The organism is Longitalea luteola, from assembly GCF_017356035.1.
In the GTDB taxonomy this organism is placed as follows: domain Bacteria; phylum Bacteroidota; class Bacteroidia; order Chitinophagales; family Chitinophagaceae; genus Niastella; species Niastella luteola.
In genome coordinates this window covers 85,651-110,331 of the sequence record NZ_JAFIQX010000009.1, presented here as the reverse complement: position 1 = coordinate 110,331, position 24,681 = coordinate 85,651, and the positions used below count along the sequence as shown (strand labels likewise).

Annotated in this window: 14 protein-coding genes; 12 read left to right on the top strand and 2 right to left on the bottom strand. The window is 46.8% G+C overall.

Translation table 11 applies throughout. The annotated features are described in order from the left end of the window. The first annotated feature begins 56 nt into the window (after positions 1-56). The 4 genes from JUB15_RS20320 to JUB15_RS20305 all read left to right on the top strand — a co-directional run bounded on the left by JUB15_RS20320 (position 57) and on the right by JUB15_RS20305 (position 6,123). Entirely contained in the window at positions 57-2,405 is a 2,349-nt protein-coding gene (locus tag JUB15_RS20320; protein ID WP_207514483.1) for a GH92 family glycosyl hydrolase, read from the top strand. A gap of 9 nt (positions 2,406-2,414) precedes the next feature. Next, positions 2,415-3,863 (top strand): glycoside hydrolase family 28 protein, encoded by a 1,449-nt coding sequence (locus JUB15_RS20315; RefSeq protein WP_207514482.1) that lies wholly within the window; start codon positions 2,415-2,417, stop codon positions 3,861-3,863. 312 nt (positions 3,864-4,175) lie between these two features. Beyond that, positions 4,176-4,817, top strand: coding sequence for a hypothetical protein (locus tag JUB15_RS20310; RefSeq protein ID WP_207514481.1), 642 nt, complete (start codon positions 4,176-4,178; stop codon positions 4,815-4,817). A gap of 352 nt (positions 4,818-5,169) precedes the next feature. Then, the gene (locus tag JUB15_RS20305) at positions 5,170-6,123 is read left to right on the top strand and encodes a CvpA family protein (RefSeq protein ID WP_207514480.1); all 954 of its coding nucleotides are present in this window, start codon (positions 5,170-5,172) and stop codon (positions 6,121-6,123) included. A gap of 193 nt (positions 6,124-6,316) precedes the next feature. Here JUB15_RS20305 and JUB15_RS20300 read toward each other — a convergent pair whose 3' ends face one another. Continuing rightward, positions 6,317-6,484 (bottom strand): hypothetical protein, encoded by a 168-nt coding sequence (locus JUB15_RS20300; protein ID WP_207514479.1) that lies wholly within the window; start codon positions 6,482-6,484, stop codon positions 6,317-6,319. A 262-nt stretch (positions 6,485-6,746) separates the two neighbouring features. Between JUB15_RS20300 and proB the strand changes: the two genes are divergently transcribed. The 3 genes from proB (at position 6,747) to JUB15_RS20285 (ending at position 13,382) form a co-directional block, all read left to right on the top strand. After that, complete coding sequence (proB, locus tag JUB15_RS20295; RefSeq protein WP_207514478.1) at positions 6,747-7,781, top strand: glutamate 5-kinase; 1,035 nt, start codon at positions 6,747-6,749, stop codon at positions 7,779-7,781. Between the two features lie 10 nt (positions 7,782-7,791). After that, positions 7,792-9,033 (top strand): glutamate-5-semialdehyde dehydrogenase, encoded by a 1,242-nt coding sequence (locus JUB15_RS20290; protein WP_207514477.1) that lies wholly within the window; start codon positions 7,792-7,794, stop codon positions 9,031-9,033. A 203-nt stretch (positions 9,034-9,236) separates the two neighbouring features. Continuing rightward, entirely contained in the window at positions 9,237-13,382 is a 4,146-nt protein-coding gene (locus tag JUB15_RS20285; protein ID WP_207514476.1) for a hybrid sensor histidine kinase/response regulator transcription factor, read from the top strand. Between the two features lie 134 nt (positions 13,383-13,516). On the opposite strand, the gene JUB15_RS20280 is transcribed toward JUB15_RS20285, so the two are convergent. Then, entirely contained in the window at positions 13,517-13,735 is a 219-nt protein-coding gene (locus JUB15_RS20280; protein WP_207514475.1) for a hypothetical protein, read from the bottom strand. Between the two features lie 295 nt (positions 13,736-14,030). Here JUB15_RS20280 and JUB15_RS20275 point away from each other — a divergent pair, with 295 nt between their 5' ends. The 5 genes from JUB15_RS20275 (at position 14,031) to mgrA (ending at position 24,644) form a co-directional block, all read left to right on the top strand. Next, a complete protein-coding gene (locus JUB15_RS20275) occupies positions 14,031-16,886 on the top strand; it encodes a TIM-barrel domain-containing protein (protein ID WP_207514474.1) in 2,856 nt (951 codons plus the stop codon). A gap of 19 nt (positions 16,887-16,905) precedes the next feature. Continuing rightward, positions 16,906-20,031: a SusC/RagA family TonB-linked outer membrane protein gene (locus tag JUB15_RS20270; protein WP_207514473.1), complete on the top strand. Its 3,126-nt coding sequence runs from the start codon at positions 16,906-16,908 to the stop codon at positions 20,029-20,031. A gap of 46 nt (positions 20,032-20,077) precedes the next feature. Beyond that, a complete protein-coding gene (locus tag JUB15_RS20265; protein WP_207514472.1) occupies positions 20,078-21,661 on the top strand; it encodes a RagB/SusD family nutrient uptake outer membrane protein in 1,584 nt (527 codons plus the stop codon). A 25-nt stretch (positions 21,662-21,686) separates the two neighbouring features. Continuing rightward, positions 21,687-23,105 (top strand): hypothetical protein, encoded by a 1,419-nt coding sequence (locus JUB15_RS20260; protein WP_207514471.1) that lies wholly within the window; start codon positions 21,687-21,689, stop codon positions 23,103-23,105. 543 nt (positions 23,106-23,648) lie between these two features. Continuing rightward, positions 23,649-24,644 (top strand): L-glyceraldehyde 3-phosphate reductase, encoded by a 996-nt coding sequence (gene mgrA / locus JUB15_RS20255; RefSeq protein WP_207514470.1) that lies wholly within the window; start codon positions 23,649-23,651, stop codon positions 24,642-24,644. Positions 24,645-24,681: the final 37 nt, after the last annotated feature.

Sequence of the window (24,681 nt, the reverse complement as noted above, 5' to 3'; positions counted from 1 at the left end):
CGGGCTTTCCAGCCTGGAGTTTTTCTTTGTTACCGAATAACTGTGAACTTTGAACCATGAACTTCAAACTAACAATACTTCTCATAACCTGTTTACCGGTAAGTTTACATAGCCAGGATTTATTACAATACGTACAACCATTATCAGGCACCGCCCCCTCAACAACGGCCGCCGCCCAAAAACACAGTGAGGCTGGTTCCGAAAAAAATGCCAATACCATTCCGGCCGTCGGGCTGCCTTTCGGGATGACGCAATGGACGCCGCAGACAAGAACAGGCGAAACCAAATGTGTTCCGCCCTATTTTTATAAAGACAGTTTGATCAGCGGTTTCCGTGGTACCCACTGGATCAGCGGTTCCTGTATGCAGGATTATGGCAGTATGACCATCATGCCGGTGACCGGCTCCTTACGGATCTCCGATTATGCAACGCCGTTTTTCCATGCCAGTGAGACAAGCACCCCGGCTTATTATAAAGTGGAATTGCCCGCTTATCATTGCACCACAGAAATAACGGCTACGGCCCGGTGTGGCATGATGCAGTTCACCCTGGAACAGGACGATAGTTTGTTCCTGCTGATAATGCCCAACAGCGACAGAAAGCAAGGACAGGTATTTATCGATTCAGTAACAGGGGAGGTGTGGGGGTTCAACCCGGTGCATCGCATTTACCAGGGCTGGGGTAAAAGCGCCGGTTTCAGTGGTTATTTTCATATTCAGTTTGAAAAATTGCTGGTACGGGGCGGTACCTTCAGCGATATAGCACTCACTACAGCAAGCAATCGCCAGCAGGGTGTATTTGCCGGTTTCCGGCTAAAAAAAGGTGAAAAGCTGCGCGTTCGCATAGGCACTTCTTTCAGCAGTGCAACGGAAGCAAAGAAAAACCTGCACGCTGAGATCGCCACCTGGGATTTTGCTTCAGTGCAGGCGGCAGCCAAACAAACCTGGCAGCAGGCCCTTGCACAAATACAGGTGCACGGAAACCGGGAGAAAGACAAACGGATCTTCTATACCGCCATGTACCATGCCTTGCAGCATCCGCGGTTGTACAGCGATGTCAGCGGCATCTATCCACCCTTCGCCGGAGGGCTTATATCGCCGTCTGCGGAGAATCTCACCTCATCACCTAGCCGCCGCACAACTCGCGGTCAGGGGCCGCAGGTTAATAAATTAATTACGGGGCAGTACTATGATGATTTTTCCATGTGGGATATTTACCGCGCCCAATTGCCTTTATTACAAATCTTGCAGCCGGCACGCGTTAGCGACTTTGTGTCTTCCATGATCCTGAAAGGACAAACAGGTGGGTGGTTACCGATCTTCCCCTGCTGGAACAGTTACACCGCCGCCATGATCGGCGATCATGTAACTGCTTTTATTGCTTCCTGTTATACAAAAGGGATAAGGAATTATGACGTGGAAGCCGTTTATAAGCTGATGCGGCAAAATGCTTTTGATATACCGAACGAGGAAGACTATGTGAACGGTAAAGGGCGGCGGGCCCTGAGCTCGTATTTGCAATACGGTTATATTCCCATGGAAGACAGTGTGCCGGATGCATTTCATAAAAAAGAACAGGTAAGCCGCACCCTGGAATATGCTTACGATGATTATGCCCTGGCGATGGTGGCAAAAGGATTGAATAGAACAGCCGATTATAAAGAACTGGTTAAACGCGCCTGTAACTATAGAAATGTGTTTGATACCGCCGTGCGGCTGGTGCGGGGCAAATACAGCGATGGCCGCTGGTACGAACCATTTGAGGCCGACAAACGCGAACCGTACATTACCGAAGGTACACCCCGGCAATACACCTTCTATGTACCGCACGATGTGTTTGGTCTTGCGCGGTTGATGGGCGGAACAAAAGCCCTGGAAAATTCACTGGACACCCTGTTTGCTAAAAACGAATACTGGCATGGCAACGAGCCGGGCCACCAGATCCCGTTCCTGTACAGCTACACCGCATCCCCCTGGAAAACGCAGCAGGTGGTGCGGCATATCCTGGAAGAAGAATACAGCGATGGCCCAGGCGGGCTCAGCGGCAATGACGATGCCGGACAAATGAGCGCCTGGTATGTGTTTGCAGCTATCGGCTTGTATCCGGTTGACCCGGTTTCGGGTGAGCATCTCCTTTGTTCGCCCATCTTCGATAAAGTGATCCTGCAATTGCCTGGCAATAAAAAACTGCAGATCATTTGCCACAAGCAATCTGCCGGTGATAAGTATATTAAACAGGTAAGGTTGAACGGACAATTATATCAAAAGAACTTTATCACCTATGCCGGTCTCATGAAGGGCGGGGTGCTGGATCTTTACCTGCAACAACAGCCATCTGCCTGGGGAGCGGAGGAAAAAGCCAGGCCAAAGCCAATGACGGATCTTAAAAGTCTCACTGATAAATAAAACATAACCATGATGCTAAAAAAACTGCTTTTTATAAATATACTATTATGTTTAACCTGCTCGGTGGAGGCACAACGTGTTTTCAATGTAATGACCTATGGCGCTAAAGGTGATGGAAAAACGAATGATGCGCCGGCCATTCAAAGGGCCATCGATGCCTGTTCGAAAACAGGCGGTGGCCGGGTGCTGCTACCGGGCGCACATGTTTTTATGGCGGGTCCGTTCAACTTGAGATCGAACATCGATCTCCATTTAGAAGCAGGCGCCAAGCTGCTGGCCAATCCCAATGAAAAAGTGTACACGAAAAGCGCTTTTCGCGAGAATCCCGGCGAAGGCACGATCTGGATCGGCGGCGAAAATATTCAGAACGTCATGATCAGCGGACTGGGCGAGATCGATGGCAATGGCATTTCGTTTATGGGTAAGGAACTGGACGATTCCTATGAACTAAAACCATTCAATGTGCTCGATCCGCGTCCGCATGTGCTCACGATCGTGGGCGGTACAAACATTCGTATTAAAGACGTTCGCATCGGGAATTCCGCTTACTGGACCATTCACCTTGCCGGTTGTAATGATGTGGTCATTTCAGGCATCACTTTATTGAATTCGCTGAAAGTGCGCAACAGCGACGGCATCGATCTTGATCACAGCAAAAATGTACGCATCAGCGATTGTTATATCGAGAGTGGGGATGATTGCATTTGTTTAAAGAACCGGCGTGAATATGAGGAGTTCGGCCGCTGCGAGAATGTCACCGTGACCAACTGCACTATGACCTCGCGAAGCTGTGCTATTAAGATCGGGTCTGAAAACATGGATACCATCCGGCAGGTGGTTTTCAACAATTGTATCATCAGGAATAGTAACCGCGGTGTGGGCATACAAAACCGCGACGAAGGCGTGGTGCATGATGTGATCTTTTCGAACATGATCATCGAAAGCCATTTATTTTCCGACGTGTGGTGGGGAAAGGCAGAGCCCATTTATGTAACCGCCTATCGCCGGGCAAAGATCGATCACAAAGATGCCAACTGGCGTTTTCCCAAAGGCGCTACAGAAGGGCGGGTAGGCATGGTGTACAATATTTCGTTCACTAATATCAAATGTATTAGTGAGAACGGCATTTATGTAAGCGGTGAATCGCCCGATAAAATTGCCAATATTTATTTCGATGAAGTAGATGTGCAGCTGAATAAGACCACGGCGATCGCCGGCGGCGTGTACGACCGCCGTCCAGCCGATGTGGAAGGATTTGTAAAGGGCCGTACTTCTGGGTTCTATTTTGACCAGGCGCAGAATATCCGGCTGCGGAACTGTTCGGTGAAATGGGGCAAGAACCGGCCTGAATATTTTGCCCATGCGGCCGAAGCCCACGGCGTGGATAGTTTTTCAGTGTACAACCTGCAGGGAATGGCTGCGTTTCCTGACAAATTGGTTCCTGTAAAGGCGCAATAATCGTTGCCGGTTACCAGGCGCCAGTTACCGGGTTGCTGTATAAGTCATTATTAATAGAGGGATTTTTGAGTGTAGCGTGCGCAGCGCCGTCTACCTTTGGCGGTTTAAGTGTTTGTATGAAGCTTTTAATTGCAAATTTTGGATGTGAGCCCTGGCAGCCGGTGACTGGTAACCGGCGACTTAGCTTTGCTATCTTTTACCTATCAACTTGTTAACATTTCAACTTTTCAACCTCGGTATGGCTTAAATTCCTGTCTTTCTCCCTATTTTCGCTGCGATCAATTCGCAATTTCAACACATCAACACTATTCTATGCGATCCTTTTTATGCCTGTGTCTGCTGGCCCTGCATGTAGGCGCTATGGCCCAGGATGAATCCCTGCCCGATCTTCGCAACAAAAGAGAAAGCTTTACAAAATATCCCAAAGGCGAGATCCGGGACGACCTGGCCACTTTTACCATTGGCGGCATCGATGAGCGTATTGGAAAAAAACCGCTCGAAAGAATACCGGCAACAGATTTCAACATGCGGTCAATAACCTTTGAGGGTAATAATTTGAAAGTGGTGATCACCAGCGCACCCTTCGACGCTTCGAAACACAAGCTGGCTTACTACGGAGAAAAGAAATACGTGGTTAAGATAGATGGTAAGCCTTATTATGGCGATTATGGCACCATTCCTTCAACAGCAATTGCTTCGGTTATCGTTATAGTTAATAACAAAGATACCGTGGCCATTCCGCCAACAGCCTATGCCGATCTGTACCATCCTGATTTCACTTATTCAGATGGTGGAACGATCAAAACGCATAATGCGGTGTATCAGTCTGCCGACAAACGGAGATTATACATCTACATGGTGAACAGCGAAGCCATTGGTAAATATGAAGTGACCTGGATCCTGCAGGATAATAAATATGTAGGACGTGTTATTGATTCAGGTATCATGAGATAATGTAGTTCTTTCAATACCGGTATACGAATGTAAGTTGGTGGCTATGCAAGGCAGCGGCTGTTGAGGTTTTTTAATAGGTATAAACAACACATTCTCAGCCTTAAAAAATATTTTTCAGCCGCAAACAATTTGCAAAGCACGAACACCGTTAGTATATCGGTTTTTCATAGGATATTGGATTTTTAACAGGCCTGGATTTCTATCCGGGCCTTTATTATTTTCAAACCGGCGGTCATTCTAAAAATGTAGAATTTTAGCAACAATACGATCCCCTGGTATGTAAATCTTGCAATTGCCGGCCGGAAAATACAACTGCCACTGGTAGCATGGTTTTTTCAATAGCAAAGCAAGTATGAATTGGATTGATATATTGCTGTTGATCATCGTTGCCTACGGCATTTGGGATGGTTGGCAAAAAGGATTTATCCTGGAGTTACTTTATCTGCTGGGGCTGATTATCAGCATCGCCGCTACTTTTTTATTATATCCATATCCTACAATGTTTATCAACAAATACTTTCCTTCCCTCGGCTCCTGGGCATTGCCCCTTGCATTTATAGCTACCTATGTTGTGGTTCGGGTGTTAATAAATTTACTGACGAATAAAACATTACATACAATACCGGTTGAAGCACATGGCCGGTGGGATAATAAATTCCTGGGCATTTTACCTGGCGCCTTAAATGGCATTGCACATGCGGTGATCGTGGCTGCCCTGGTGCTGGCTCTGCCTATCAGTAATAAGATCACTGATAAAACACGCGAAAGCCGCTTTGTGGTAATGCTGTCGGTCCCGGCTGAATGGATAGAAACGAAATTATCGCTGGTATTTACTGAAGTAGAAAGAACGATGAACCGGTTGACGGTAAAACCGGGTTCAGATGAAACCGTCATTCTGCCTTTCACCGTAATTGCTCCGCCGCCCAGAGGCGATCTGGAAACACTGATGTTAAGCTGGGTAAATGGCGAGCGGATAAAAAGGGGACTGAATATCCTCAAAGCCGATCCCGAATTAACGGCAGTTGCGCGCAAACATTCGGTAGATATGTTCCAGCGCGGCTATTTTTCACATGTTGCCCCTGATGGCAAAGGGCCTTTCGACCGCATGCGCAATGATGGTGTACGATTTACAAATGCAGGAGAAAATATTGCCCTGGCGCCAACACTCGATATTGCACACAGTGGATTAATGCATTCTCCGGGGCACCGCGCCAATATCCTTCGGCCCGAGTTCGGCCGCCTGGGTATCGGCATTGTAGATGGTGGCAAATATGGGTTAATGATCTCACAGGAATTCAGGAATTAACTGATCAAATTGGCTATCGCCCGCCGGTCAGCCGGTCAGTGGGTGCAAGTACCATTCGCAGGCACCACCTTTTAAACTGTTTGGAGGTTGCCAATTGGTTCTGCTTTGCAAATAGCTTTTTGCCTATTGTCAATTGCCAATTGGTTTTACCTTTGTCTTTTGTCTATTGTCTCTTGTCTATTGCCCATTGGTTTTAGCGTCTTCCAAACAACTTACTGATAATCCAGAATATTACCGCTATAACGATCACCACCATTATTATTCCCCACCACATACCCGCTTTAAAGATGGTTTCAATGGCGCCGCAACTACCATAAAACACGGTCATCAGCAACAAAACAAATCCATAATACTTTTTCATATCACCTGTTTAACAGTATTCTTTAAAAGGAAATGCCAGCTGTAATATGCTGATTGTCATTTATTTGATAGGCGTTTTATGTAGAGTTATTTACCCGAATACACCAAGGCTGAACGTTTAAGACTGGATCCATGTATTTGCCTTGGGTCTCGCATTCGGCATGCTGCGTTTGGCCAGTGCCACTACCTTCCGACTTCAGATTTCCGACTTCCGACTTCGGATTTCCGACTTCAGACTTCCGACTTCTGTCTTACATTTGCGCATGCAAAAACCGGTTTTAGTAATTAAGCTTGGCACTGCGGTCATCACCAATGATGAAGGAGTAATTAGTCATACCATTATAAAAAAAGTGGCGGCTGGGATTGCCGCTTTATTCGAGACCCACCGGGTGGTACTGGTCTCAAGCGGAGCAGTGGGCAGCGGAAAGGTATATATTAAGAATTATAAAGGCAGCATTACCGAACGTAAAGCAGCTGCAGCAGTGGGTAACCCGCTGTTGATCCAGTTATACCAGAAGCATTTCTCCAAATACGACATTCCCGTGGCCCAGGCGCTGTGCGAACGGCACCATTTCAGCAACCGGTTTCAATTTGTTCAGTTAAAAGAAACATTTGAAGCATTCTGGCAGAACGGCATTTTGCCGATTGTGAACGAAAATGACCTGGTGAGCAATGTGGAGCTGAAATTTTCCGACAACGATGAGCTCGCTACCCTCATTGCAGTAGGGTTCGATGCAGAAACACTCATTATCTGTACTTCTGTGGGCGGATTTATGGATGACGCCGGAAACATAATGCCTCGCGTTGAAAAGATCGACAGCAAGGTGATGGGTTATGTACAGACCGGCAAGAGCAGTCTCGGTTTGGGCGGCATGACCTCCAAACTCACATTCACCCGCCTGGCTACATCGCTTGGTATTAAGGTGATCATTTGTGGTCTGAACAGAAAAGAACCATTTGCAGAAGCCCTGACCAACAGGAATGGAACTACCTTTGAACCCCAGCCTTCGAATTTGAAAGCCCGCCAGAAATGGCTGGCGAGCGGTAGCATTACCCTGGGTACGCTTGCGGTTGACAAAGGTGCAGCCAAAGCATTGCTGCAACGCCGCAGTTTATTGACGGTAGGCGTAACCCATGTGCAGGGAAAATTTGCAGCAGGGGAAGTAGTACAAATAAAAGACGAAGATGAAAACATCCTGGGCGTTGCCAAAGTTAAGCTCGATGCAAATGCTATCCGCGATGGCATTTCCAAGCGCAATGTACTGGCAGCGCATGCTGATGATATTGTAATTTTTTAAAAAAGGCCTGATGAGCACCATACAACCATTGATAGTTAAGACCTGGAAAGCCGCTGTTAACCTGCGGCAGGCGACCGATAAACAACTGAAAGCAGTATTATTACAACTGGCCGATGAGCTGGAGAAGAATGCCAACGTTATTATAAAAGCCAATCAGCTCGATGTGGAAAAGCAGGACCCGGCCAATCCGAAAGTTGACCGTTTATTACTGAACAAACAACGCATCGCTGGTATTGCCAACGCTATCAGGAAGATCAGCAAATTGCCTAACCCTTCCGGCAAAACGCTCGAAAAACGCCGCCTTCACAATGGCTTGTTGCTGCAGAAAGTGACTGTGCCGCTGGGCGTGGTAGGCGCTATTTATGAATCGAGACCGAACGTAACTTTTGATATTGCCGCCCTTTGTTTGCGCAGCCAGAATGGCTGTGTGCTCAAAGGCAGCAGCGAAGCCGACAATACGAACCAGGCCGCCATCAGGCTGATCAAAAAAGTGTTGAAGGCAAATGACATTGACCCCGACTGTGTAACGCTGTTACCAGCAGACCGCGAGACTGTGCAGGAACTGTTTACAGCCACGAAATATGTAGATGTGCTGATCCCCCGCGGCTCCGATTCGCTGATACAATTTGTTAGAAAGAACAGCCTGGTACCGGTAATAGAGACCGGGGCAGGTGTTTGCCATGTGTATGTAGAAAAAGAAGCCGCCATCAAAAAAGCGGTGAATATCGTAGTGAATGCGAAGGTTTCCCGTCCGTCGGTGTGCAATTCGGTAGATACGGTATTGGTAGATGAACAGGTTGCGCCCGTGTTCCTGAAACAATTGCAACCGTTGTTCAATGAGCACCAGGTAGAAGTATTTGCCGACGCCAAAGCGTATAAATTATTGAAGGGATACCCGCATTTACAAAAAGCCACACCTGAAGATTTTGACCGGGAATTTCTCAGTTTGAAATGCGCCATTAAAGTGGTAAAGAATATCGATGAAGCCCTGGACCACATCCGGGAGCATTCTACCAAACATTCCGAAGCCATCGTGTCGAACAATAAAAAGCATTGCGCACGCTTTTTACAGGAAGTGGATGCAGCTGCTGTGTACACCAATGCTTCCACCCGTTTTACCGATGGGGAAGAAATGGGGCTGGGCGCCGAGATCGGCATTTCTACCCAGAAATTACATGCCCGTGGCCCGTTTGCGCTGGAAAAACTGGTCACTGAAAAGTGGTTGTTACAAGGTAACGGCCAGATCAGATAGTTCACAGTTCAAAGTTCACAGTTCAAAGTTCACAGTTCAAAGTTTAAAGTTTAAAGTTCAAAGGTTACGGTTCACAGTTCGCAGATATTAAGTTATTTAGTTAAAGGAACTTATGAACTAAATAACTTAATAACCTGATTTAACCAGGATAACGCGTATATTGTCATACAAACAATTATACATTTTGATTGCGATTGCTGCTTATGATGTTTAAACGGAAACTGATACTAACGATTGCCTGCCTGGTGTATATCCTGTGTGTGGTTGCACAACCGTTGCAATATCCGTTTTCACACCTCGATGTTTCCAACGGTTTGTCGCATAACCAGATAACATCCATAATAAAAGACGCAAAAGGTTTTATGTGGTTTGGCACCGCTTCGGGCCTGAACCGCTATGATGGCTATACCTTTAAAGTTTTCCGCCATAAAGAAAATGACTCCACTTCAATCAATGATGACCTCATTGTAAAGATCCAGGAAGGACCGCACAATAAACTCTGGATCGATACCCGTAATGCGCAATGCGTTTTTGATCCCGTTTCAGAAAAAAACATAGGTAGTGCAGCAGCTTATTGCCGGCAACTGTCAATACCGGCTGCAGTTGTTACCGATATTGTAAAAGATAAACAGGGATGTTACTGGTTTGCGCAGAACGGGCAGGGCATAACCCGCTATAACTCTGCGGCGCATACGGTAAAGCGCTTCCAACGGCAACCGGTTACATCAACCACGCCCGATGTGGCCGATATGGTGGCCGATAATACCGGAACGATATGGGTCATTTATAGTGACGGTTTGCTGGAAGGTTATAATACCGCTACCGAAAAAATGATCTTTCGCAAAGCGGATATTTTCAAAGAAAAAGCGCCGATGCAATACCGGGTGTTTGCCGATGCCGGCAATGACCTGTGGATCTATACCCATGGATTGCCGCAGGGCGCCTGGTGTTATACTACCAGCACCAACAAGCTGGTGCATTATCACCGCGATGCAGGATCAACGCGGCTGAACAACAACCTGGTAACCGGTATTCAGCAGGATAATAACGGCACCATCTGGATCATCACCGATCATGGGGGCGTGAACCTGTTGAACAAACAAACGGGCGCCACCTCGTACCTGGAAAATAAACCGGAGGATCTCAAGAGCATCAGCCAGAACAGCATTAATGCCATTTACCGAGATAATACCGGCATTATCTGGTTAGGCACCTATAAAAAAGGCATTAACTATTACCACGAGAACATCATCAAATTTCCCGTATACCGGCATTTGCTAACTGATGCACGCAGTTTGCCATTCGATGATGTAAACCGGTTTGTAGAAGATGATAAAGGCAATCTATGGATCGGCACCAATGGGGGCGGACTGATCTACTATGATCGAAGCAATGGTAATTACCGCATTTTCAAACACGATCCCAACAACGCCAACAGCATCAGCAACGATGTAATTGTTAGTTTGTGTATCGATCATAATAAGAAACTCTGGATCGGCTCTTTCTATGGGGGACTCGATTGCTACGACGGTAAGCAGTTCATTCATTACAAACACGATCCCAATGACGCCACCAGTATCTCAGATAACAGCATCTGGGAGATCTATGAAGATGCCCAACAGCAACTTTGGGTAGGCACGCTCAGTGGTGGATTGAACCGTTTTCTGCCCGGCATAAACGGCTTCCGGTTCTACCGTAAAGCACCGGGTTCTGTAAACTCCAATTACATTGCGGCGCTGGCTGAAGACCTGGATGGAAATCTTTGGATCGGTACCGAATCAGGGATTAATGTATTGAATAAAGCCACCGGCAAATTCACTTATTACGAACACGATGCAAAGAACCCGAATAGCCTCGGTAATAATAGTGTAACCGCATTATTAAAGGACAGCCAGGGAAATATGTGGGTGGCTACCCGGGGTGGCCTGAATGTATTTGACAAAGCCACGAATACTTTCCGGCATTTTACTGAGGCAGATGGCCTTGCGGAGAATAATATTCTTACCTTGCTTGAGGATAACGCACATACGTTGTGGTTAGGAACGACCAATGGCATTTCAAGAGCCTGGGTGCAGAAAAATGCGAATGACGCTTTGCACATCCAGTTCAGGAATTACGATGAACGGGACGGTTTGCAGGGCCGGGAATTCAATGAGAATGCAGCCCTGAAAACAAAACGCGGCGAATTGATCTTTGGTGGCGCCAATGGATTCAATATCATCAGTCCGGAAACCATCGCCCATAATGCCGTGGTGCCGGAAGTGGTGCTCACCGGTCTGCGGGTATTCGATAAAAGTCCGCAACCCGGCGAAGTGATCAATAATCGCGTGCTGTTACAAACGGCTATTTCGGAAGTAAAGGAAATAACGCTGAAATATCATGAGAATATTTTCTCCCTGGAGTTTGCAGCGCTGAATTATTCCAACCCCGAAAAAAATCGATACGCCTATAAGCTCGAAGGATTCAATAAGGACTGGCTAACCGCCGATGCCACCCATCGTACCGTCACCTATACCAACCTCGACCCCGGCACATATATTTTCCGCGTAAAAGCCAGTAATGGCGATGGCGTATGGAATGAACAGGGAACGGCACTGGCCATAACCATATTACCACCGTTCTGGAAGACCATTCCGGCTTTTATCATTTATGCCTTGCTGATAGCTGCTATTTTATTTGCCGCCCGCCGGCTCACGATTCAACGGGCGCATATGCGTTTTCAACTGGCGCAGCAGAAAAAAGAAGCAGAGCGTATTCATGAACTGGACCTGATGAAGTTGAAATTCTTCACCAACGTCAGCCACGAGTTCAGAACGCCCTTGTCGTTGATTTTGGCGCCAGTGGAAAAAATGCTGAAACAAGATCATGAAACCGAACAGAAGAAGCAGTATCAGTTGATCTATCGCAACGCGCGCCGCCTGCTGGCCCTGGTGAACCAGCTGCTCGATTTCAGGAAACTGGAAATGCAGGAACTGCGGTTGTATCCGTCCGTAGGCGATATTGTGTCATTTGTGAAAGAGATCTCGCTGTCATTCACCGATATGGCCAGTGCCAGGCACATTCATTTTAGTTTTTCAACAGATCTCGATGGGCTGCAGATCTCCTTTGACCCTGATAAGGTAGAGCGCATCTTGTTCAACCTCCTGTCCAATGCTTTCAAGTTTACGCCTGAGTTTGGCACCATCCAGGTAATGGTAGGTATGCAGCACGACAAAAACGACGAGCCGCAACCAGGGTATGTTTCTATTAAGGTGAAGGACAGTGGCATTGGTATTCCTTTTGAAGACCAGGAAAAAATATTCGAACGTTTCTTTCAGCATGATGTACCAGGCAGCATTTTGAACCAGGGCAGTGGTATCGGGCTCGCCATTTCAAAAGAATTTGTGCGCCTGCACCAGGGAACCATTGCCGTGGAAAGCGAACCGGGTAAGGGAACCTGCTTTACTGTATTGCTGCCGGTACAGGTTCCGGCAACGGAAGCGGTGACAGATCACAGGAAAGAACTGCTTGCCACAGCAACAGCTGAGGAACCGGTTGATGTGCCCGGCAGATCATCGCGCAGGAAACCGGTTGTGCTTATTGTGGATGACAATGAAGACATCCGCTTTTATCTTAAAGACAATTTGCGCCGGAGTTATACGGTCATTGAAGCGGTGAATGGAGCAGAGGGATGGGAGAAAACCAAAAAGCACCAGCCCGACCTTGTGGTGAGCGACGTCATGATGCCGGTAATGGATGGTTTGGAGTTATGCCGAACTATTAAACACGATAAGCAAACGTCTCATATCGCGGTTATCTTATTGACAGCGCGTTCGGCTGCTGAACCGAAGCTGGAAGCATTTCAGGCGGGCGCTAATGATTATGTGACCAAGCCCTTCAGTTATGAAATGTTGCAGTCGCGCATCCGGAATCTGTTGGCCCAGCAGGAAGCAATGCGCAAACTGTTCCAGAAACAGGTGGAGGTAAATCCTTCCGAAATAAGTATTACTTCAGTGGATGAACAGTTGATTCGCCAGTCGATCGAGACGGTGGAAAACAATATTTCCAACCCCGAGTTTTCGGTGGAAGACCTGAGCCGGGCCCTGCACATGAGCCGCGTAGCCCTGTATAAAAAATTACTTGCCCTTACTGGAAAGTCGCCCCTTGATTTCATTAAGACCATCCGGTTGAAACGGGCGGCGCAGCTGCTGGAAAAAAGCCAGTTATCCATTGCTGAAATAGCCTATGAAGTGGGCTTTAACAATCCCAAATATTTTGCCCGCACCTTTAAAAAAGAGTTCGGCCTGTTGCCGTCTGAGTATGCGCAGAAGGCCCACACGCCTGGCCCGTTAAAAGGGCAGTTAGAATAACAGAAGCGGTGGCTTAAGAAATTAATAGTTGAGCAGTCGAGCGTCTCCCGCTTGAGCGCTGCCAATGGTCTTGTATTCCATCATCCCCCTTTGAGGCCCTGGGGGGTATTATCCCCCTTTAAGGGACCAGGGGGTTAATGCTTATGTTTTTTCTTTTGCTGACCCGGTGCATAGGCTTTGGCGGATTTGTCGCCATTTACCTTTTTGGCCTGTCCGGGTGGCAGCCTGTGAGTAGAGTGGCGGGTGTTGGGGTAATAGACCTTTGTCGGTGTTTTAACGGTCGCTCTTTTACTTCTACAACTGCTGCTGGCAACGAGTACTGCCAAAACAAGTACAAAAACTTTATATGTCATTTTATAGGGTATTGAAGGGTAAAGTTAAGTATACGCGAAAATAATAATAAAACAATTTTTTAATACCTGCAAGCCGCGCACGGTGCACTGCCTCCTGCGCACAACCCATTGCCCTTCCAATGTTATTGATTAGGGAAGCGAGGGACCAGGCAAAACCTTGTTTGTTTGGAGAAATTACTTGTGACTATCAGTTGTTTATAACATTTTACACCCTATTCTGAAACATTTGGACCCCTTGTTTCAACGAGTATCATTATAGTTTTACAGCATTCAATGAAAGTGTGAATTGCTTAATATGAAACTACGACTGCTGCTGTTTAGCCTTCTGCATTTTTCTTTCTTTAATGTCTTATTGGCAGAACCTCCTGCGTATATAACTACGCCCGATGGCGTCCTGATTTTTACGGATTCCCTGGTTACCGGCAGGTCTGGCGCCGTTAAACTGGAGGTTGTCGCCGATAATATTATCAGGGTGATTGCTGCTCCGGGAAAAGATATCCTGCCCTTCGAAAGTCTGATCACCGTTTATCAGAAAAGAAAGGGTCTTACCTGGAATGTAATTCCTTCCAAAGAATCGCTCACATTAAAAACCAAAAGCCTTACTGCTATTGTCGACCTGAAAACCGGCACCGTTTCTTTTCAGGATGCCAAAGGCAAAAAGATCTTGAGTGAGGCCAGGCCGGCTGGAAGAAGTTTCCTGCCCACCGTTTTTGAAGGCAAGCCGTACTACAATGTTTCGCAAACATTTCAAACGGCGGCCGACGATGCATGGTACGGGTTAGGCCAGCACCAGGATGGTATATATAATTATAGAGGCCAACAGGTTAATTTTTTCCAAAACAACACGGAAGTTGCCATTCCTTTTTTGATCTCCAGTAAAAATTATGGCATCCTTTGGGATAACTATTCATTGACGACAGCAGGGGATACAAGGCCACTGCATTCACTGGCTGCTTTTCAGCTTTTTTCAAAAAAAGGAGAACCAGGCTGGCTAACGGCCCGGTATGCGAATGACAAGCGCAAACCGCAGGAAATAATTACCGAAAGGGCTGAATCAGGTATAAATATGGAGTTCCTCGGTGATTCAAAGATCCAGCTTCCGGCAGCATTCACGCCGGCAACAGGTATGGTTACCTGGGAAGGCAGCCTGGCCAGTGAATTGTCAGGATTACACCAAATCCGGTTTACCTTTGGCGGCTCCCTCAAGGTATGGCTCGATGGAAAGCTCGTGCTGGATCGATGGCGTAAAGCATGGAATCCTGCACCGGCCTTGTTGCCGGTGAACATGAAAAGCAATGCCCGCATACCCGTGCGCATTGAATGGATTCCTGAAGGCGCAGAATCATACCTGTCGTTAAAATGGCAGGAACCACTTTCAGCAGCTCAGTTGAATTCTTTTGCTTTCCGTTCTGAAGCAGGTAAGCAAATTGATTATTATTTCATCTACGGCAATAATATGGATGCTGTGATCGCCGGCTATAGAATGCTGACCGGTAAGGCGCCGATTGTTCCGCAATGGGCCCTGGGTTTCTGGCAGAGCCGGGAGCGATACAAAACGCAGCAGGAAATATTGACCACCGTTGATGAATTCAGGAAACGAAGAATCCCTATCGATAATATTGTGCTCGACTGGAGCTATTGGCGGGAAGCCGAATGGGGAAGCCAGGATTTTGACGAAACACGGTTTCCGTCGCCTGACAGTATGATCGATATGCTGCATAAAAAATACAATACACGGATCATGATTTCCGTGTGGCCGAAATTTTATGAGGGTATTTCTACCTACGAGCAGTTTGACAAAAATGGCTGGTTGTATAAAAGAAATATTGCCGACCGGCAAAGAGACTGGATCGGCAAAGGGTATGTTTCAACATTTTATGACGCGTTCAATGAACATGCAAGAAAAGGTTTCTGGAATTTGATCAACAAAAAGATCTATAGCAAGGGAGTGGATGCGTGGTGGATGGATGCCAGCGAACCGGATATTCTTTCCAATGTTGACCCTGAAAAAAGAAAATTGCAAATGACGCCAACTGCATTGGGAACTGCAGCGGCCTACCTGAATGCCTATCCATTGTTAAATGCAAAAGGGATTTACGAAGGACAGCGTTCAACCGATCCCAACAAGCGCGTATTCCTTTTGACCCGTTCAGGCTTTGCCGGGTCACAACGCTATGCAGCCGCAATATGGAGTGGTGATATTGGCGCCACCTGGCATGATATGAAAGTGCAAATAGCTGCCGGCGTCAATTTTTCCATGTCAGGGCTTCCTTACTGGACAATGGACATTGGAGGTTTTGTGGTGCCGGAAAAATTTGAAAAGCCAAATGCGGAAACCCTGGAAGAGTGGCGGGAATTGATGACACGATGGTCGCAATTTGGCGCTTTTGTGCCTTTGTTTCGTTCGCATGGACAATTCCCTTACCGGGAAGTATTTAACACGGCTCCCGAAGATCACCCGGCATACAAAAGTTTTCTTTATTACGATAAACTCCGTTACCGGTTACTTCCTTATATCTATTCCCTCGCTGGGGCCGCCTACCACGATGACTATACGATCATGCGGGGTCTGGTAATGGATTTTGCAGCAGATACAGCCGTATTAAACATCGGCGATCAATACATGTTCGGTTCCTCTTTGCTGGTAAATCCTGTGTATGAATACCGGCAAACAAAACGCAGCCTGTATTTGCCAACATGTTCAGGGTGGTATGATCTCTATTCTGGAAAATGGTATGCAGGCGGGCAAAGGATCACTGTAGAAGCGCCTTATGAACGTATGCCTGTATTTGTAAAAGCAGGTGCTATCATTCCTTTCGGGCCTGAACTGCAATATACCACAGAAAAGCCGGCCGGTACAATTACCCTGAACGTTTATGCGGGCGCAGATGCTTCCTTCGATCTGTATGAAGATGAGGGCGCCAATTACAATTATGAGAAAGGTGCATTCAGCATCATTCCAATAAAATATAATGAAACGTCAAAAACCATTACAATAGGCGACCGTAAAGGATCATTCGATGGAATGCTGCCAAAAAGAACGTTCCGTATCAACATGATCACGCCCGGTAGATCAATGCCTTTGGATCTCGATGCAGCGCCTGGTAAGGAGGTGTTGTATGAAGGAAAGAAACTGAACATTAAACTGTAGATAAGTTAAATATTTATATATGAAATCAACCAAAACGATTTGCCTGCGGTTATGGCTGCTATGGGGAATATTGTCTGCATTCCTTATAAGCAGCGATACGTTTGCACAAACTGGTACCGTTAGCGGTACGGTTATTGATCAACGTACATCCGATCCCGTTGCGGGAGCAACCATCACGGTAAAGAACACCAGTCGCACGGCCGTAGCTGACGCTGCGGGAAAGTTTACGATAGACGCATCGGCCGGAGAAGTGCTCGTGATCACTTCTATTGGATTTATTACACAGGAAACTAAAGTTGGCGCCGGTGAAATGAGGATTTTGTTACAGGAAGCCGACAATCAACTGGAAAATGTAATCGTGATCGGTTACGGAACGCAAAAGAAGAAACTGGTTACCGGCGCCAATGTGCAGGTGAAAGGCGCCGACATTCAAAAGCAAAGTACTACCAATGCATTGCAGGCTTTACAGGGGCAGGCGCCGGGCGTGCAGATCACCTCTTATTCCGGACAGCCTGGCTCAGGTTTGAACGTTATCATTCGTGGTAAGGGAACTGTTGGAAACTTCGGTCCTTTGTATGTCGTTGATGGCGTTCAAACTGGTGATATCGCTTACCTCAATCCTGCCGACATTGAATCCATCGATGTGCTGAAAGATGCAGCTTCAGCTGCTATTTATGGTTCACAGGCTGCCAATGGCGTTGTGCTCATTACTACAAGAAGCGGGCGCAACAATCAAAAAGCACAGATCACACTCGATGGCTTTTACGGCTGGCAAACGGTTGCGCGTAAAGCTCAGCTGTTGAATGCAAAAGAGTATGCGATCATCATGAACGAAGCTGCCATCAATTCTGGTAAATCACCTCATTTCCCGAATGACGTTATTAATAATTTGCCGGTAAATACCAACTGGATGGATCAAATGTTTGAAAGTAATGTGCCAACGCAAAACTATGTGTTGGGGGTGCAGGGCGGTGGCGCCGGATCTGTTTATTCATCATCGCTGGGATACACGGGCCAGGGCGGTGTTGTTGGCGGCCCGGGTATTTCTCATTTCGAACGCTATACTTTCAGAGCAAACTCCGAACACAATTTATACCAGAATGTCGTCAAACTGGGGCAGCATCTTACGTTCAACTATCAGAACAGACGGGGAATTTCTGTAGACGGCCTGTATAATAACACCCTGCGCGCTGCATTCACTACAAGCCCTTTCCTGCCCATGTATGATTCAACCGGTAACTATTTCAGCAGTGATAAAACCGGTTGGTATCCCGGAAGACCTGGCGAGGCCTGGAACAATACCGAATCGAATCCTTATGCGGTTATGGATTATACCACCCGCAACCGGAACAGCAGCCAGGGACTGATCGGCGATATCTACCTGCAGGTTGAACCCATTAAAGGATTGAAATTCCGCACAAGCCTGGGTTTGAATTACTTTTCAAGTCAAAGCCATGGCTATACGCCGGTGTACCGGTTGTCTATTTATGCGTTTAATGATACCGCCAGGGTTACGCAGGCTATGGCTAACGGACGCACACTTCAGTGGGACAATATGCTAAGCTATGATTTTAAGGTGGCCAATGATCACCAGTTCAGCGTAATGGCCGGGAGCTCATCATTGAAATTTAAAATGACCGATATAAATGGATATAATTGGGATCTTCGTGTGCCCGATATCAACTATGCTTATTTGTCTGTTGCGCAAAATGTGAGCAGGGGGTTGCCCTATATGGGCATTGAGGGCGGGCCCACAGAAAACGCGCTGCTCTCTTACTTCGGAAGACTGCAATACAACTTCAGGGAGAAATATTTATTGAATCTTACGTTCAGGGCCGATGGATCGTCGAAATTTGCCCCCAATAAACGCTGGGGCTATTTCCCTTCCGTGTCTGCAGGCTGGGTTGCTTCGTCTGAAGAATTTATGCGGAACATTGAATGGTTGGATTACTTCAAGCTGCGCGGAAGCTGGGGGCGGGTAGGTAATCAAAATGTAGCGGCTTATCAATTTTTGTCGCCCATCGGTTTCAGCGATGCCGGCTATATCTTCGGGCCTGGAGAGGGCAGTTCTACACAAGGTGCTTATCCTTTCCGTTTGGGCAACCCTGATGTAAAATGGGAAACCTCCGAACAAACCAACGTTGGTTTTGACGCTACCGTGATGAAAAAGTTGAACGTTTCATTTGATTATTATATCAAGAATACAAAAGACTGGTTGATCGCCATACCCATGCTGGCAACATCAGGGGTCGATTCCATGTTGATCAATGGCGGTGATGTAAGAAATACCGGTATTGAACTGGCGCTTAATTATCGCAATAGCATTGGCAGGGGCTTCAATTATTCAATTGGTGTAAACGGCGCCTGGAATAAGAACAGGGTCGGCCGCATTCCCACGTTTGATCAAACCTTACACGGAAATGAGCGGGTCTTATACGACAATGCGCTGGAGTTTTACCGGGCCTCCAATGGGAACCCGGTCGGATATTTCTGGGGTTTGAAAACCGATGGACTTTTCCAGACAGAAGCAGATGTGAATGGATATGTAAGCAAAACAGGGAATAGGATCCAGCCGGATGCGCAACCGGGTGATGTTCGTTTTGTAGATGTGAATGACGACGGCGTTATTAATGCCAATGATAAAACAAAGATCGGCGATCCTAACCCCGATTTCACCTTTGGCTTTAATGTAGCGTTGGATTATAAAGGATTCGATTTCCTGGTACAGGCTTCCGGCGTGGCAGGCAATCAAATTGTGCAGTCATGGCGGAACCAGTCGGCTTCAAAGGGAAATTATTCCGCTGAAATACTGGAACGTTGGACGGGCCCGGGTTCTTCCAATAGAATACCGAGGGTAACGGAAGACAACCGCAACTGGACGCAGTTTTCCGACCTGTACATTCACGATGGAAGTTTCCTTCGCATCAGCACCATTACACTTGGGTACGATCTCTCCACGCTGCTAAAAAAGAATTATCTGAGTAAAGTACGGCTCTATGCTTCTGTATTGAATGCTTTCACATTTACCAAATACAACGGCATGGACCCTGAAGTGGGTTATAACGAGAGCTTTTCATCAGGCGTTGACCTGGGCTATTACCCCAGGCCAAGGACGGTAATGGTAGGTGCGAACATTCGCTTCTAATGAAACCTGAACGCTCAGGCTTATAGAAAAAACAAAAAAGATCAAGATGAAAAAATCAATTATATATATATCGGTCATTGGGCTGTTGTCGATGGCGTGTAAAAAAAATTTTCTCGATACCCAGGATGTTACAACGGGTACAGACCAGAACTTCTACAAAACACCATCCGATGCCTGGAAAGCATTGGTGGGCGTATATGATGGATTGCAACGGGTGTGGGCCAACGGTATTGCATTGCCGGTAGCGGCAGAAATAATGTCTGACAATGCATTTGGAGGCACCGGTAATTCAGATGGATTGGGATATCAAATGATGGACGAGTTTGACAAACTCCGTTCGCCGTCCGATCAAACTTTATTCGGCAGCACCTGGAGCGATTATTACAAGGCTGTTTACCGGGCCAACATGCTGCTGTCGCGCATTGATCAGATCAACTGGAACGGAAGCGACAGTTTGCGTAATATATATGAAGCTGAAACAAGGTTTATAAGAGCTTACTGCTATTTTGATATGGCCAGGTTATGGGGCAATATTCCGCTGCTCACAATGCCTACTTCTGAGAATCTGCCACAAGCCAGTGCCGACAGCGTTTATAAACTGATTGCCGATGACCTGAAATTTGCGGCAGCCAATCTTCCGGCAATAAGTTATGGCAGTCAGTCACAGCAGACCCGCGGACGCGTGACCAAATGGGCGGCTGAATCATTGATCGGCCGGGTGTTCCTTTATTATACAGGTTATTACAACAAAACAGACCTGGCAGGTGCCGTATCAAAACCGCAGGCACTTGCTTATCTGGAAGATGTGATCACCAACGGCGGCTTTGGCCTGGTTGAGAAATTTGCGAATTTATGGCCAGCTGCATCTGTTAACAATTACGTAGGGGAGGATAATAAAGAGACCGTTTTCGCTATCAAGTATACCACTACCAGCAATTATGATGGCAATGCAGATGGCAATCACTGGTTGGTGATGTATGGCATTCGTGGGAAGAACTTCGCTCCATATGGAATGGGTTGGGGCGGTGCAACCGTAAATCCAAAGCTTTGGCAGGCTTACGATGTAAATGATACCCGCAGAAATGCTTCCATAATTTCAGTTGCTGAAGAGTTCCTCGATCCGAATAAAAATGACCAACGTGAATACACAGGGTATTATCAAAAGAAATATGTTCCCATGTCTTCCGGTGATTCGAGCCTTGCCCAAAAAATGGGCGGATTGAATTTTATGATCGGTCAGTACCAGGACTATGTATCTATCCGCTATGCGGATGTGTTGTTAATGGCTGCGGAACTGGGATCTGCCAATGCCCAAAAATATTTCGATGATGTGCGCAAAAGAGCCTGGGGGGCCAACTTCATCCAAACGCCGGTAAGCCACGCCGCTATTATGAATGAGAGAAGGCTCGAGTTTGCGGGTGAAGGCCATCGTTATTATGATTTGCTGCGCCAGGGCGTGAACACTGCTGCTTCAACTATTGCAGAATCGTTGACCGTTCAGAATGGTGGCACAAATGTCACAAAGACCATTCAGGCGTCGAAGATCACAGAGACCCGGGGCCTGGTGCAAATACCTTATACACAGATCACTTTATCGAATAATGTGCTCAAGCAAAATGCAGGCTGGTAAACATTAACACATTAAAAGTATACTAATGAAACGCTATAATAAAACTGCGCTGTTTGTCCTGGTGGCGATATTTACTGTACTTTCCTGCAAAAAGAAAGACTACAGTTTATCAGGCACGCCCGACAAATCAACAATCAACATGGAGGTAAAGCAGGACCTAACCGTTGATGACGGCGGGAATACGGTTTACCTGATCAATCACTCAGATAAAGTGGAACCTTATTGGGACTATGCAACAGGCTCATCAACCCGCCGTATAGATACCGTACGCTATGCGTTCAAAGGTGATTATGTGATCAAACGCACTGCAGTTACCAGTGGCGGCCTGGTGGAGTTGGATCCCGTCACCATTCATGTAACGAAAGATAACCTGAACTATGTAAGCGATCCGTTGTGGATATTGCTTACCGGTGGTCCGGGAAATGAAAAAACATGGCTGCTGGACGCCAATAAAAACGGAGATCAGAAATTCTTTACCAGTCCCGCCTATTTTGCCGGTCAGAACAATGTGGCAAGCACGAAAGCGCCCGATGGACAAAGTATTATCTGGCCGCAGTGTTCAGATGTTTCTGATCCACTATGCTGGAAATATGAGCCCAATTACCTGAACGATACCTGGGTGGCAGAGAAAATAGATTACGGCTTCATGACTTTCAGCCTTAAAGGCGGCCCTTATCTGAATACTGATCATAAAGGAGTTGCAGGTGTAAATACCGAATCAGGCACCTACTATTTTGATATAAACACATTGACCATCACTACCAGTAACGCTACTGTCCTTGGCGTAGCGTTTACCCCGGCCGACGCTGCCAATTTGCTTAGTGTGAAAGTGCTTACTCTAACAGAGAACACCATGCAGCTGGCGGTAAAGCATAAAACAAAACCGGAGTACCAGGTGCTTAACTATATCTCAAAACAATACAGTGATAACTGGGTTCCACCCCCGCCGGCGGTAAAAAAACCGGACGATGGATTCAATCCCGTTTTTGCTCCCGGTGAATTAAGGAATATACTTACCGGCGGGGCTGGTGCCCCTGGCCGCTTCTGGGTAATTGACGCAAATGGAAATCCGATTGACTGGGTGGCAAAAGGCAATGGCTGGACGGTCAACAAGAACTCAACATACGATTGGGGTTGGAATGAAACCTGGGATGCAGCGGTGAAAGATGCATGGATCCGTTTTGATAATAGCGGCGGTTACACCCGCTTTCAGAATGGAACAATGAGCACCGGCACCTTCACGATCGATGAAACAAGGAATGAGATCAAACTGGTGGGTAACGTACTGTTGCAGAATCCGGGTCACGGGTTGAGTCCTGCAGCAACTACGATCAAAGTAGTGAAAGGATGGCCGTCCGATTACAGGACAAAAGGCATCTGGCTGGGCACCAGCTATGATGCCGCTAAAGACGAATGGTTTGCTTTTCATTATATAACTCCATAATACCATTCCCGGCAACCGGAAACAGGAAACCGGCATGAACCTTAACTTTGAACCTTTGTGAACTATAAACTTTGAACTGTAAACTATAAACTGGTAACTCTTTCCTTTCCAGGCTGCCCGCAGGTCCCGGGCAGCCTGGTTTTTTCGTTTTTCCCCCAAAATATCCCGCTAACTGCCCCGCCTCCCCCGATGCCTGCGTTAGTCCTTGCTCAGCAGGCAGTTATCCCATGAAACACAGGCCCTGCCTGTAATAAATTGTTAAAAGAACAGTTGTTAGTTTTATGTTTGAACATAATTAAATAAAGGATGTTGCGTTTAACAATGGTATAGGTTAAACCAGGGCCGATGTGTAGGTCTGAGTACAGTAAGATCCCGGTAGCTAAAGTATTATTCTTATCTATACGTACTTAATAAGTAGTAATAAGCGTTATATATATTACGCATTGAATAATATGGGATATGTGTATAAGCGCTCAATGCTGCCGTGGCTTCAGGATCGTGCTTTTCAACTAATTTTCAGCATTACATTAATCAATAACTAAGATGGCATATACCCCGTCTTCACCCCGTTATGACTCCATGACGTACAACCGTTGCGGCAACAGTGGTTTATTGTTGCCTGCTTTGTCCCTGGGGTTATGGCATAATTTCGGCGGCGTAGACGATTTCAAGAATGCACGCCGGATCGTCCGGCATGCATTTGACAAAGGCATCACCCATTTCGACCTGGCGAACAATTACGGGCCACCGCCCGGTTCGGCAGAAGAGAATTTCGGGGCCATGTTGAAGAAGGATTTCAGCGGTAACCTGCGCGATGAGCTGATCATTTCATCCAAGGCAGGTTATCTGATGTGGGAAGGCCCATACGGTAATTGGGGCTCGAGGAAATACCTGATGGCAAGCCTCGACCAAAGTTTAAAACGGATGCGGTTAAATTATGTCGACATCTTTTATTCGCACCGGCCCGATCCTGAAACGCCCCTGGAAGAAACCATGATGGCCCTGCATGATATCGTGAAAAGTGGAAAGGCATTGTATGTAGGCATTTCGAATTATAAAGCACCCGAAGCAAAAAGAGCGCTGGAAATATTAAAACAGGCAGGCACCCCATGCCTCATACATCAACCGAAGTATTCGATGTTTGAAAGGTGGGTGGAAGACGGATTGTTGGACGTGCTGGAACAATATGGCGTAGGGTGTATTCCTTTCTCGCCATTGGCGCAGGGATTGTTGACCGACAGATACCTGAAAGGTATACCGGCCGATTCAAGAGCGTCAAAAGCGCATGGATTTTTGAAGTCGGAAGAAATTACACCTGAGAAGCTGGAGAAAATAACAAAGCTCCATGCAATAGCCAAACGGCGTAACCAGTCACTGGCGCAAATGGCGCTCAGCTGGCTGCTGAAAGACAAACGCATAACAACAGTGCTGATAGGCGTAAGCTCAACAGAACAGTTGGATAATAACCTGGCCTGTCTTGGTAACAGGCAGTTCTCACATGAAGAGCTGAATGAAATTGAATTGATATTGAAGCAATAATATAAAGTTGTTTCTAAAAATAGAAAGCAAGAACGGC